The 12,792-nt window shown below is 57.3% G+C and carries 13 protein-coding genes; 8 read left to right on the top strand and 5 right to left on the bottom strand.

Annotation, left to right across the window (positions count from 1 at the left end; genetic code table 11):
• Positions 1-7: 7 nt before the first annotated feature.
• The gene (locus AUC45_RS07325) at positions 8-1,555 is read right to left on the bottom strand and encodes a sodium:alanine symporter family protein (RefSeq protein WP_067600484.1); all 1,548 of its coding nucleotides are present in this window, start codon (positions 1,553-1,555) and stop codon (positions 8-10) included.
• Between the two features lie 366 nt (positions 1,556-1,921).
• Between AUC45_RS07325 and secE the strand changes: the two genes are divergently transcribed.
• Both secE and nusG read left to right on the top strand, forming a co-directional pair.
• Positions 1,922-2,131, top strand: coding sequence for a preprotein translocase subunit SecE (gene secE, locus AUC45_RS07320; protein ID WP_067600480.1), 210 nt, complete (start codon positions 1,922-1,924; stop codon positions 2,129-2,131).
• 48 nt (positions 2,132-2,179) lie between these two features.
• Positions 2,180-2,716 (top strand): transcription termination/antitermination protein NusG, encoded by a 537-nt coding sequence (nusG, locus tag AUC45_RS07315; RefSeq protein ID WP_067600477.1) that lies wholly within the window; start codon positions 2,180-2,182, stop codon positions 2,714-2,716.
• 10 nt (positions 2,717-2,726) lie between these two features.
• Here the strand turns inward: nusG and AUC45_RS07310 are convergent, their stop codons facing one another.
• The gene (locus AUC45_RS07310; protein ID WP_067600474.1) at positions 2,727-3,338 is read right to left on the bottom strand and encodes a TetR/AcrR family transcriptional regulator; all 612 of its coding nucleotides are present in this window, start codon (positions 3,336-3,338) and stop codon (positions 2,727-2,729) included.
• A 97-nt stretch (positions 3,339-3,435) separates the two neighbouring features.
• Between AUC45_RS07310 and AUC45_RS07305 the strand changes: the two genes are divergently transcribed.
• Positions 3,436-4,308, top strand: a complete 873-nt coding sequence (locus tag AUC45_RS07305; protein ID WP_067600472.1) for a phytanoyl-CoA dioxygenase family protein — start codon at positions 3,436-3,438, stop codon at positions 4,306-4,308.
• 217 nt (positions 4,309-4,525) lie between these two features.
• On the opposite strand, the gene AUC45_RS07300 is transcribed toward AUC45_RS07305, so the two are convergent.
• Positions 4,526-5,185 carry a PspA/IM30 family protein gene (locus AUC45_RS07300; RefSeq protein ID WP_197409529.1) on the bottom strand — a complete coding sequence of 220 codons (660 nt, stop codon included), beginning with the start codon at positions 5,183-5,185 and terminating at the stop codon, positions 4,526-4,528.
• Between the two features lie 327 nt (positions 5,186-5,512).
• Here AUC45_RS07300 and rplK point away from each other — a divergent pair, with 327 nt between their 5' ends.
• The 4 genes from rplK to AUC45_RS07280 all read left to right on the top strand — a co-directional run bounded on the left by rplK (position 5,513) and on the right by AUC45_RS07280 (position 8,084).
• Positions 5,513-5,941, top strand: coding sequence for a 50S ribosomal protein L11 (gene rplK / locus AUC45_RS07295; protein WP_067600465.1), 429 nt, complete (start codon positions 5,513-5,515; stop codon positions 5,939-5,941).
• Positions 5,942-5,945: 4 nt separating this feature from the next.
• Positions 5,946-6,638 carry a 50S ribosomal protein L1 gene (gene rplA / locus AUC45_RS07290; RefSeq protein WP_067600462.1) on the top strand — a complete coding sequence of 231 codons (693 nt, stop codon included), beginning with the start codon at positions 5,946-5,948 and terminating at the stop codon, positions 6,636-6,638.
• 142 nt (positions 6,639-6,780) lie between these two features.
• Positions 6,781-7,614: a hypothetical protein gene (locus tag AUC45_RS07285; protein WP_067600459.1), complete on the top strand. Its 834-nt coding sequence runs from the start codon at positions 6,781-6,783 to the stop codon at positions 7,612-7,614.
• Between the two features lie 149 nt (positions 7,615-7,763).
• Positions 7,764-8,084, top strand: a complete 321-nt coding sequence (locus tag AUC45_RS07280; protein WP_156423788.1) for a hypothetical protein — start codon at positions 7,764-7,766, stop codon at positions 8,082-8,084.
• A gap of 55 nt (positions 8,085-8,139) precedes the next feature.
• On the opposite strand, the gene AUC45_RS07275 is transcribed toward AUC45_RS07280, so the two are convergent.
• Together AUC45_RS07275 and AUC45_RS07270 are read right to left on the bottom strand one after the other, a co-directional pair.
• Positions 8,140-8,901 carry a molybdopterin-binding protein gene (locus tag AUC45_RS07275; RefSeq protein WP_067600453.1) on the bottom strand — a complete coding sequence of 254 codons (762 nt, stop codon included), beginning with the start codon at positions 8,899-8,901 and terminating at the stop codon, positions 8,140-8,142.
• Positions 8,902-8,973: 72 nt separating this feature from the next.
• Positions 8,974-10,500: an NAD(P)/FAD-dependent oxidoreductase gene (locus AUC45_RS07270; protein WP_067600450.1), complete on the bottom strand. Its 1,527-nt coding sequence runs from the start codon at positions 10,498-10,500 to the stop codon at positions 8,974-8,976.
• 124 nt (positions 10,501-10,624) lie between these two features.
• On the opposite strand from AUC45_RS07270, the gene AUC45_RS07265 reads away from it, so the two are divergent.
• Positions 10,625-12,658, top strand: a complete 2,034-nt coding sequence (locus AUC45_RS07265) for a TonB-dependent receptor (protein ID WP_067600447.1) — start codon at positions 10,625-10,627, stop codon at positions 12,656-12,658.
• Positions 12,659-12,792 lie beyond the last annotated feature (134 nt).

Raw genomic sequence — 12,792 nt, 5'->3', positions numbered from 1 at the left:
CTCGCTCTTAGTATTCCTCGGGCTCTTCCGGGGTTTCGACATGGTGATCTTCGCCAGCGGACTTGTCCCCGCGCGCGATCTTGAACACCACGCCTGAAAGCAATGCCAGAGCCAGCAGGTTCGGCAGCGCCATCGCCGCGTTGGAGATATCGCCCAGACGCCAGACCAGTTGCGATGGCTGGGTCGCGCCGACGAAAATCGCCACACACCAGATCACGCGCCAGATGATGTGGAGGATCTTCTCCCCGCCGCGTGTTGATCCGGGAATGCGATCATAAATGAAGGTAATCGCGCGCTCACCGTAATAGCTCCATGTGAGCAAAGTGGTGAAGACGAACAGGATCAACGCCACGCTGACAACCAATGTGCCCAGCGGAACGCCTGCGATCAACGTCGGGAACGCGGCACTGTAGGCGGCGATGGTGGTCGCAACCCCAGCGGTTTCAACAGTCGAAAGATCCGATTGCCAGACATGCTCAACCGCTTGGCCCGCGCCAGTGAAATCGCCTTGTACCGTCAGGATCACAAGCGCCGTCATGGTGCAGATCACGATCGTATCGATGAATGTGCCCAGCATCGCCATGCGGCCCTGCTGTTCGGGATCATCGGTTTGAGCCACGGCGTGCGCGATCGGCGTTGAACCTTGCCCGGCCTCGTTTGAAAACAGCCCGCGCGCAACACCGGCACGGATCGCGATGATGATCGCCGCGCCGACAAATCCGCCTTCAGCCGCCTGATTGTTGAACGCGCCGGCAAAGATCAATCCGAATGTCTCAGGAAGATCGCCCGCGTTCAGGACAAGCGCGATGATCGCCAATACGATGTACGCCCCCGCCATGAACGGGATCACCTTTTCAGCGACGCTGCCGATTGATTTGATCCCGCCGATAATCACGACGAACACCGCAAGCGCGACGACAAGCCCGCCGATCCAGCGTTCAATGCCGAACAGTTCATAAAGACCCGTCGCAACCTCGTTTGACTGGATCGAATTGCCCGTCACCAGCGCAGAGAACAGCGTGCCAATGCAGAATATGATGGCAAGCCAGGTGTATTTTGGCCCCAAACCCATCATGATGTAGCTCATCGGGCCGCCACGTTTCACGCCATCGCTCGTGGTCTCGCGATAGCGAATGGCCAGCGAACCTTCAGCAAAGGCCAGCGCCATACCAATGAGCGCGGTAACCCACATCCAGAATACAGCGCCCGGTCCGCCCCAGGCAATCGCAAACGCAACCCCAGCAAGGTTGCCGGTGCCGACTTGCCCCGAAAGCGCGGTTGAAAGCGCAGCGAATGGTGAAATCTCGCCAGCCCCTTCGCCTTTGCGCCCGGCAAACAGGCCTTTGATCGCAGAGCCGAATTTGATGATCGGGTAGAATCTCAGGCCCACCATCATCCAAAGGCCGATGCCAAGCAGGATGATTGTCATTGGGGGGACGGGGATCCCTGCTATTTCAAGGATCTGTTCGCCTCTCCATTCACCACCCCAGATAAAGTCAGATACATTGACGACTTCATCGACGATTGTCGTCGATCCTGATTGTGGTGCGGCCATGTGTTGGAAATCCCCTGAATTCGTATTGTATGCTGACCCGCGTGCTTTGCGGCACGGTATCCCTCAAACCTGCATTGCTAAAGCGGCTGCCGCGCCTTGACTAGCCCTCAATCGTAACTCGGCGCGCCAAGTGCGTTGGTGTCACATTTTTGTTTGATCGCTCTTGTGCGGAGCGGGTGGCATGGTCTCGGAGAAAATCACTCCTTGCTTTCCGATCATGCGCGCAATAATAGCGAGGGCAATTCCACGCATCGGTAGTGTTTCAGCCCCCCGCAATCTTGTCCCGGGCGGCGATGGACCCTACCTCAAAGACTTTGGCGAGACGCGTTTGCAGCTCGCTCGGACAGATTAGAGGCTGCCAAGACCATGGCCGAGGAAAAGAAGACCAAGACGAGCATTCCGCAATTCGTGAACGAAGTGCGCTCGGAAACCCGCAAAGTCGTGTGGCCTACGCGCGAAGAGACGGTTCGCACTGCGATCTTCGTCTTTATTCTGATGGTGATCCTCTCGCTGTTCTTCCTGGGCGTCGACAGCGGTTTTAACGCCATCGTCAATTTCTTGCTGCGGCTTGCCTGACCGGCTGGCTGCTGGCTTACCCAAACATAAGAATTCTAAGGACACTCCATGGCTCGCTGGTACATCATCCACGCTTATTCGGGCTTTGAAAACAAGGTGAAAGAGGCAATCCTCGCCGAAGCAGATCGGCTGGGTCTGTCCGAAGGCGTCGAAGAAGTCGAAGTGCCGACCGAAACCGTCACCGAAGTAAAGCGGGGCAAAAAGGTGCAGGTCGAGCGCAAGTTCATGCCCGGCTATGTCCTTGCCAAGCTGAACATGACGGACGATGTCTATCACCTCGTGAAGAACACGCCCAAGGTCACCGGCTTTCTGGGATCAGGCAACAAGCCGCAACCGATCAGCGAAAAAGAAGCTGCGCGCTATTTCGGCGGTGTCGAAGAAGCGAAGGCCGCACCTAAGCAGGACATCAGCGTCGATTACGAAATCGGCGATCAGGTCAAGGTGCTCGACGGCCCATTCGCAAGCTTCAACGGAGTTGTCGAGGAACTCGATTTCGACAAAGCCAAGGTCAAGGTATCGGTTTCGATCTTTGGCCGCGCGACGCCTGTCGAGCTCGACTTTGAACAGGTTGAATTGGTGAAGTGATCGGTGCGCTCTAGCGAGCAGACCGAACGCCGACGGCACCTTCGATAATATCCCAAAGCTGGCCCGCCACTTTTTCAGGTGACGGGCGAGGCTCCATTTGCATCGCTGTGATCATCGTTGCGCGGACGGCGCCGATAATCGCGGCGCCTGCCAGCTCGCTATCGATCTCGGTTGGGATGTGGCCCCTGCGCTGGCCAGATCGGATATTGCGCGCAGCCTTGCCCACCATGTCGCGTTGAATTTCCCATTCCCTTTCGGTGACGCGCCTGTGCGCCAATGATCCGAAGACGGTTGGCGCAAAAGGATCGGCGTAAAGGAACGCGATGACCTCTTCGAGCCGCGCCCGTTCCCGCACAGACCAGGCAATGTCGGGATCTGTGGGCTTGTCGAGCACCAATGAATATCGCCGGTAAAATCGGTCAATCACGGCTTCGATCAGGCCGTCTTTCGATCCGAAATAATGATAGGCGAGGCCATTGGAAACGCCGGCCGCCTTTGCAAGATGGCTGATTTCAAACTCGCCGCCCGTTTCGATTGTCAGCTTTTCTGCCGCATCGAGGATCGCCTCGCGCCGCGCTGCTTTGCGGGTGCTGACTGCCTGGTTGGTTTTGAGTTCGTCCACCACATATCCATTTTTGAATTGAATTCAATTTAAGTGTGGAGTAGATCGTTGGGCAGCAGAACGCAAGCAGGGATTCGCGTTTTTGAGAGAGGACACCATGACACCAATCGACGCCGCAACCGAACAAACGCTCGCACCTTTCCTGGGTGGGCGTACGCTCGCCGAAACGTTCGAGCAGTTTGACCGCGAAGGCTACGTGATCTTTGAAAACGTGCTCGATGAAGCTGCAATCCAAAGGCAGATCGATGCGCTGGAGGTATGGCTTTCGAAGGACGTACGCGGGCGCAACAATTTTGAAGGCGCGGATTCCAATCGGATCTATGCGATGTTGGCCAAGGATCCTGTGTTCGCCGATCTGGTTTCGCATCCGCTGCAAATTGCCTTTGGTGAACGCGAATTGGGCCGCTCGTTCCTGCTCTATGCTTGCCTTGCGATCAATCTCCTGCCCGGTGAGACTGCGCAGCCCTGGCACTTTGATGATAGCCATTGCGGCCTTGCAAGACCGCGCGCGCCCTTAAGCATGTCGACGTTCTGGTCGCTGACCGAGACGACCGAGGCGAACGGCGCGACCGAGATTATTCCGGGCAGCCATCTGTGGGGTGAAGAGCGGCCCGAGGGCGCGTCAGGACCGCAAGACTTCCTCACCGGCAAGGTGGATGACGATCTGCCCGACGGCGCGCATCCCGATATGCTGAAAGCGACCATGCCCGCAGGATCGCTGATGATTGCCAAGGGGACTTTGTGGCACAGAGGCGGGGCAAACACGTCAGGCGATCGCCGACTGATCGTCACGCCGCAATTCTGCATGGGATGGTGCCGCCCGCTGGAGCAGCAATTGCTCGCCGTCCCACCGGAAAAGGCGGCAAAGCTGCCGTTACGCGTGCAGGAAATGCTCGGCTATTCGATCCACGAACCGTTCATGGGCTATGTCGATGGCATGCATCCCAAACGAGTGCTCGCCGACGCGTGAGGAGGGAGAGGCCCCGCTCCAAGCTGGTAGGACCAAGGGCCACGCTTTTAAACGGCGTTCCCGGTGAGTAGAGAAGCGGCGCGCGTAGCGTTGAAAGCCTCAAATACCCTGCGGGCCTGTCGCTGCAATCTCAGCAGTAATTTCCACCTCACCAGCCGGACCAAGGAGATGAAAATGCCTCGACTTGAGCTGGTGAAGTGGGAAGATGGAGCGTCGGTTACTTCGACTTGCGGCGTTTTGCTGAAGTAGAACCTGGACGCAGCGCTTCCAGTTCTTTCTCGATCAATTCCTTGCGGCGCAGCTCCTCTATGTCACGGCTCGCTGCTGCTTCGCTGATGCCTGGTGACACGTGATCGGTCGCGAATTCGGCACGCTTTTGCATCTTTGTGATCTTTTCGAGGCGCTTGTCAGTTTTTGACCCGCGCGCCGTAGTCGAATGCCCGCCAGCTGAAGCTGCCTGATCTTGCGCGCGTTGACGCGCATCTTCGCGCTTTATCTCAAGCTCTTCGATGGCTTCTTCAATTGCTGCAAGTTCGGTCTTTGCGATCTGGCCTTCGCGCTCAATTGACGAGAGAAGCTCGCGGCAGTCTTCGCGGGCCATCAGCGCCTGGCGGGCAAGCGATTCGTCGCCGCTTGCCATCGCTGTCTTGGCCTTGTCGCCCCAATCAGCCTCGCGCATCTCGTTTTGAACATAGTTCGCTTCCAAGTCTTTCAGGCGCCTTACTGCCTTTGCGCGGTCACCTTCCAAAGCCACAATCGATGCTTCGAATTCTCGCTGGAGATTGTTGAGCAGCTTTGCTGGGTCTGCGGCTGAATCCACCAGAGCTGTAACGTTACTCGAAATGATGTCCTTAAGTTTGATGGCTGCGTTTAGCACAAAGTCCCTCCTGGCATGTTCGATAAAACTGGTATCGAGATCCGAATAATAGTTACAGGTTAACAAGGAATTGTGGACGAAACGCTGGCTAATTTCTCACGCTGTATTATGCGCTGCTCGCCATACTAGCCGACGCTTGAACAAGGCGTGGGCGCGCTCCAAATAGCTTGCAATCGCGCGCCAAAACGCTATGTGCGCCGCTTCCCAACACATCGGGAACACCGTGCGGGAGGTTGGCCCATGGGCCAACTGCCAGACCGCTTAACATGATCCTTCGACAGGCTCAGGACAGGGCCCTGAAGGAAACAGTGCGAAAGGAGGCCCATCGTGGCCAAGAAAATCGAAGGCTATATCAAGCTGCAAGTGCCCGCCGGCACTGCAAACCCGTCCCCGCCAATCGGCCCGGCATTGGGTCAGCGCGGCGTCAACATCATGGAATTCTGCAAGGCGTTTAACGCCGCGACGCAGGACATGGAAAAGAACGCCCCGATCCCAACGACGATCACCGTCTATGCGGACCGCTCGTTCACATTTACCACCAAGACCCCGCCAGCGTCTTACCTTCTCAAGAAGGCCGCCAAGGTGAAAAAGGGTTCAGGTGAACCGAACAAGGACAAGGTCGGCAAGATCAGCCGCGCTCAGATCAAGGAAATCGCCGAAACCAAGATGGCCGATCTCAACGCGAACGATATCGATCAGGCGATGAAGATCATCGAAGGCTCCGCTGCCTCGATGGGCCTGGAAGTGGAGGGCTGAACCAATGGCTAAAATGACCAAAAAGCAAAAAGCTCTTGCGCAGCTCGACAACGAAAAGCTCTACACTGTCGATGAAGCCATCGCGACACTTCGCGAGCACAAAGCGAAGTTTGACGAGACTGTCGAACTGTCGATGAACCTTGGCGTTGATCCGCGTCACGCAGACCAGATGGTCCGCGGCATGATCTCGCTTCCTTCGGGCACGGGCAAGGATGTGAAAGTCGCCGTGTTCGCCAAGGGCGATAATGCTGAAAAAGCTGCCGCAGCCGGTGCTGACAAGGTTGGCGCGGAAGACCTGATGGAAGACATGCAGAACGGCAATCTCGACTATGACCGCGTGATTGCAACCCCGGACATGATGGGTGTTGTCGGTCGTTTGGGTAAAGTGCTGGGCCCCAAAGGCCTGATGCCGAACCCGAAGCTTGGCACCGTGACGCCGAACGTCGAACAAGCCGTTAAGGACGCCAAAGGCGGCCAGGTTGAATTCCGCGTTGAGAAAATGGGCATCATCCATTCCGGCATTGGCAAGTTGTCATTCTCTGATGACGCGTTGAAAGCCAATTTCGAAGCGCTGACGCAGGCCGTTGTCAAAGCCAAGCCGTCTGGCGCCAAAGGCAAATACGTTAAGAAAATCTCGCTCACATCGACCATGGGCCCCGGCCTCAAGATCGATATGGCAGAAGTCGAAGGCGCGTAAACGCCCGAAGGCTTCAACCAGAAGCAACAAAAGAGGGGCTGGCAGCACGACGCTGCCAGCCCCTTTTGCATTTGAGGCCTGTTCACGTCACACTCATTCGCCAAGCGTCACATTGTGATTAGGGCAGTCAGGGGAATTCTTCATGCGAGCGTTTGCGGTGGGTTTGGCAAGTCTTGTGACAGTCTTTGCGATGCCGGGGGCGGCCTTAGCGCAAAGCGCCGACGCACTGCCCATCTCCCGATCCGATCTGGAGACGAAAGCACGCGATGCCTGCAGCGGCGCCGTCACCCTTTCACCAACCGCGATCAGGCGCGCTGATCTCGACCGCGATGGCCGCAGCGACGTGCTGTTCGATTGGGCGCAGGTCACGTGCCAATCGGGAAGCGCGATGATGAAGAAAGGCGCTGGCTTTTGCGGCATGCACAATTGCAGCATCGATATCTATCTGTCTTCGCAATACCGCCCCGGCGACTGGCCCAAGCCCATTCTCAACCATCGCGAGATTGAGCCAACCCTTGTCGGAAACACACTGCGCACGTCCAGCCAGGGCGGTTCATGTGAATTTGCGCATGTGTGCAAGTGGGAATGGAGCTGGAACGGCACCGAACTGGAAAGCCGCGCGCTTAAGGCGGCCGATGATGCCTCAAGCCAGCCGATGGCAACCGCTTTGCCAGTTACCATTGCCAATCTCGCTGGCAATTGGGTCGAATTGGGCGATGGCTGTGCTAGTGACGTTGGAATGGCACTTAATGAGAACGGGGCGTTTTCAGCGTATGAGCAGAATGGCGATTGGCGCCTTCTCGGTAAGCGGATCGCGATTGTCGTTCGCGAAACCTACATTCTTGGTGATGCTGACAGTACAAGGCCAGTCACCGATCCCAAGCCGATCATGCTAACGGTTGAGAGTTTGACCGACGATCAGCTCACTGTCACTCGCACCAATGGCGCGCGCGTCGTGTTTCGTAAGTGCGGCTAATGAACGATCGCCGCAATTCAGCGCGACTGGCGACCTCGCCAGCAGACTGAAGCGTAACCAATTCCTGATTTCCGACGAACTGCCGGTGTGCGCCGACACACTGCAAGTTTCGGCCTCTTCAACAGCTTGAATTGGAACCGGAAAATCACATGTCAGTTTTAACCAAACCACGGCGCGCTATTTCCTTGGGCGCGATCCCTATTGATGGAGATACCATGTTCGATCCCAAATGGCTTGTGCTTGGCGTTTTTGTGGCCGCATTCGCCCTTCTGGCGAATTACGATACGCAGCTTGGCATAGCTGCAGGGACGCTGCTGGGCATTGCTGCCGTCATCTATTTCTGGGCGCGGCTGCGTTTGTGGATGGCCGATCATGAACCCGGCGACACGCGGCGCGCCATGGTGGAGCGCTTTCGCAAGCTCACCGATAATCGCCGCCGCGCCCGTGATAAGGAGCTTTCGGGCGAATAAGTCCCGGATTACAGGCAGAACTTGAGCGGCTTAGCCCGCGCTCCAAAGTTCCAGGTTAGATCCCGCCGGGCGTGAAGTCATAGCCGTTGGTGGCGAGACCATCGGTCAGGCTGTCGATCGCGCTCTGCACCGTTTCGCGGCTGGTTGACCGGATAACGAAATTGGCGCCCACTTTGCCTTCGCGAAAGAAGGGATAGGAGCCGATCTGGCAGCCTTCATGGGCCTGTTCGACTTCGCGCAGTAACTGGGCAATCTCGCTTTCCGCTACCCAGCTTCCCACCGTTTCGCTGACCAGTGGCGCGCCGCCTTCAAGCTTGCCGGTCAGCGCATCGAGCATCCCTGCCGTGATGTGAGGGACGCCAGCCATCAGGATCACGTTCCCTCGGCGAATGCCGGGCGCGCCAGACATGCGATTGGGGATCAGTTCGGCCCCGTCGGGCACGCGCGCCATGCGCAGGCGCCCCTCGCTCAGGCCGCCTTTGTCGGCATAGTATTTTTCGAGAATTGCGCGCGCTTCGGGATGGATGATCACCTCGACGCCCAGCGCCTTTGCGACGGCATCAACGGTGATATCATCATGCGTCGGCCCGATGCCGCCGGTGGTGAAGAGGTAATCATTGCCAGCTCGAAGCGCATTTACCGCCTCGACAATGTGATCTTCGTCATCGGAAACCACGCGCACTTCGGCAAGGCGGATGCCCTGCACCTGAAGCCACGTGGCGATTTGCGCGATATTCTTGTCCTGGGTTCGGCCAGACAGGATTTCATCGCCAATAATGACGAGGCCGGCGGTCCAGATTTTCTCGGAAGAGGTCATATCGCTGGTGATTAGGCAAACCGCCCCAAAGGCTCAAGCAAGAGTTTGATCGAATTGGGTGCGGAAGGGCGATCACTCAGCCGCTTCGAGTTCCTCTGCCTCGCTTGCCGCGTTGCCGCTTGATTGGGAGAATTCCAGCAATCCGTCATCCACCGGGCTTTCGCGCATTTGCTTGCGATCAACCACGTATTCCTGATTGAGCCACCAGGGGAAGCTCTTGCTGCTTTTCGGATTGATCAGTCTTGCGCGCTGCAGATAACCGCTGGAGAAGATGCCGTAGATGTCTTCGAGCTCAAGGTCGGCTTCCATTTCCGGGGTCAAAACGGGCTTCACGATATCGCATCCACGATCGCGCATCATGTTGAGGACGCGGCAGATGTAATCGGCGTTAATGTCCGCGCGCAAAGTCCAGCTGGCGTTGAGATATCCGAACACCACCGCGAGATTGGGCAGGTTCGAATACATGCAGCCCTTGTAATAAAACCGCTCTGAAAAATCGACGAGCTCGCCATCGACGCTGAATGTGATTTTCCCAGCGACAGCAAGTTTAAGGCCAGTCGCGGTGATGATCGCGTCGGCTTCGATGAATTCGCCTGATTTGAGGCGGATGCCGTTTGCTTCGAACGCTTCGATATGGCCGGTCGCGATCTCAGCCTTGCCTGAATTGATCGCTTCGAACATGTCGGCATCGGGCACCAGGCACAGCCGCTGTTCCCATGGATTATAGGGCGGGGTAAATGCGTCCTTGTCGTAATCCTTGCCCATCGCCTTTTCGAGGCCTTTGGTGAGGTTCTTCTTCACCTTTTCAGGCTTGTTGCGCGCAATCTTGTAGGTGAAATCCTGCATCCAGATATTGCGCGCCCGCGTGATCTTGTAGGCGAGGTTTTCAGGCAGGATCTTGCGCAGCGTGTTGGCGAACTTGTCCTTTGCCGGGCGCGATACCATCCAGGTGGGGGTGCGCTGGAGCATGGTGATCCGCTCGGCCTTTTCGGCCATGGCAGGCACGATCGTCACTGCAGTTGCGCCTGATCCGATAACGACGATCTTCTTGCCGGTGTAATCGGGATTGTCGGGCCAGAATTGCGGGTGCCACACATCCCCTTCGAAAGCGGACAGATCAAACCCGGCATCATGCGGTTCATCATAATCGTAATAGCCTGAACCGAGATAAACGAAGTTGGCGGTGACGCGGTGGCGTGATCCGTCTTCGTTCTCGATCTCGACATGCCAGCGCGCCTCGTTTTCGCGGAAATCGGCGGAAATCACTTTCTGGCCAAAGCTGATGTGGCGGCGGATGTCGCGTTCATCGACGATGCGGTTCAAGTATTCGAGGATTGCCGGCGCATCCGCGATGCTTTTTTCGTGCCGCCAGGGTTCGAAATCAAAGCCCAATGTGTGCATGTCACTGTCGGAGCGAATGCCGGGATAGCGGAACAAATCCCACGTCCCGCCGAGATTCTCGCGCCGTTCGACAATCGCAAAAGAGTGGTTCGGCGCTTTCATCTTCATGTGAGCAGCCATGCCGATGCCGGAGATTCCCGCACCGACGATGAGAACGTCGAAATCGGGTTTTTGTGTAATGGGCGCGTGTGCCGACATGGGGTCCTCTCTTTGGCAAGCTTTTGCTTGTTAACGCGCACGTAAACACACACTGAGGCGAAAAGCGAGTCTTGATAGCATTTTGCAACTGACTTTGACGGGGCATGCGGCTAGGCGCTGCGGCATGATCCGTTCTGCCCGATTTGTCGTTTCCGCTTCCTGCCTTGCTTTAACCGCTCCAATTCTGGCTCAAGACGAGCCCGTCGAGCAGTTCCAAGACAATGAAGAGAGCGAGATCGTCGTCACCGGCGAAGGGCTTGAACAGCCGCTTTCCTCTCTCGCCTATGCAGGGAATACGCTGGGGCGCGAAACCATCGTTTCGAGTGGATCGGGCCGCATCGAGGACGTGCTTGAAAACATTGCTGGCTTTCAGCAATTCCGCCGATCCGATAGCCGCTCTGCCAATCCATCAGCACAAGGGGTGACCCTGCGCGCACTCGGCGGCAATGCGACAAGCCGCGCGCTTGTCTTGCTTGATGGTGTGCCGATTGCCGATCCGTTTTTCGGGTTTATCCCGCTCAGCGCAATTGCGCCTGAAAGCCTTGCACAAATCCGGGTGACGCGCGGCGGCGGGTCAGGGCCTTTCGGCGCAGGCGCGCTGGCTGGCACGATCGAGCTTGAAAGCGCCGGGCCCCAGACGCTTGGCCCGTTTGCTGGCAGCGTGCTCGTCAATGACCGGGCTGAAACCGAGGCGAGCGCAAGCGTAACGAGCAATCTGGGCCGCGGTTTTGGCGTTATCAGTGGGCGCTGGGACAGGGGGCGGGGCTTTTTCACAACGCCCGATGATCAACGCGTTCCCGCAAGCGCAAGGGCAGCGTTCGACAATTGGCAAGTGGGCCTTCGCGCGGTCGCACCACTTGGCGATACAACCGAATTGCAAGCCCGTGTGAGCGCGTTCGATGACAATCGGACATTGCGATTTGAAGGCGCGGATTCTTCGCATCAGGGCCAGGACGCCAGCGTCAGGGTGATTGGGCGCGGGGATTGGGAATTTGATGCGCTCGCCTATGTCCAGGCACGCAATTTCTCGAACATAGTCATCAGTTCAACCCGCTTCACGCAGGTGCTGGATCAACGCAACACGCCATCGACAGGGCTGGGCGGAAAGCTTGAAGTGCGCCCGCCCATTGATGAAGCGCACACGGTTCGCCTCGGCGTCGATTATCGCCGCGCGGATGGCGAATTGCAGGAAGAAGCATTCAGTGCATTCACCGGAGCGTTGAGGGAACGCCGCCGTGCAGGGGGCACAAACAGCAATCTGGGCTTCTTTGTCGAAGACGATTGGCAGATAGGTCCGCTCATCCTGACGGGCGGCCTGCGCGCGGACTACACATCGATCGATGACGGTTTTTTCCGCGCGGTCGATGCCGCAGGTGCGCTGGTCAGCGAAACGATTGCAGAAGACCGATCGGATTGGGCGCTCAGTTGGCGCGCGGGCACGGTCTTTTATGCCTCACGCGATCTGGAGCTTCGCGGGGCTGCGTATACCGGGCTGCGGTTGCCAACGCTGAATGAACTCTATCGACCCTTTGTTGTCTTCCCCGTGGTCACGCAGGCCAACGCCGAGCTTGAAAACGAGCGATTGGAAGGCTTCGAAATCGGCCTTGATTGGAGAGCCGCGCGCAATGTGCAGCTGTCACTGACCGCATTCGATAATGAGGTTGAAAACGCGATTGCCAATGTGACGCTCGCGCCCAATCTGCGCCAGCGTCAGAACCTGCCCGCAATCGATGCGCAGGGGATTGAGGCAAGCCTTGCGGCCGATATTGGCCAGGTCAGCTTTGATGCCTCGCTCGCCTACACTGATGCCGAGATCGCTGGTGAGGGCGCTTCGATTGCGCTTGATGGCAATCGCCCACCGCAAACGCCCGAATTTGCAGCGTCGGCGACTTTGGCATGGCGACCTGCTGATGGCTGGCGTTTGGCGGGGACCTTGCGCCACGTGTCTGCCCAGTTTGAGGATGATAAGGAAACCGATCGGCTGGTGCCTGCGACAACACTCGATCTGTTTGCTGCCGCACCCATCACCAACCGCATCAGCGTGATCGTGCGCGGGGAAAATGTGCTCGATGAGACCATCGTCACGCGCAATGCGAACGGGGCGATTGATCTGGGCGTCCCGCAAACATTCTGGCTGGGCGTGCGTGTAGGCTACTAATCCTGACCCATCCGCCCAAAACACCGGCGCAAGAAATGATCTCAGACATGCTGCACTGCGACATAATGCTGCATTGCAACACGTATTGTTGCATTTTTACTACTCCACAGTAAAAGCGCACCGGGAGTCTTGTT

The sequence above is a fragment of the Erythrobacter sp. YT30 genome, from assembly GCF_001542875.1.
Taxonomy (GTDB): domain Bacteria; phylum Pseudomonadota; class Alphaproteobacteria; order Sphingomonadales; family Sphingomonadaceae; genus Erythrobacter.
The sequence above is the reverse complement of the archived record's forward strand: the minus strand, read 5'-3'. Positions and strand labels throughout refer to the sequence as shown.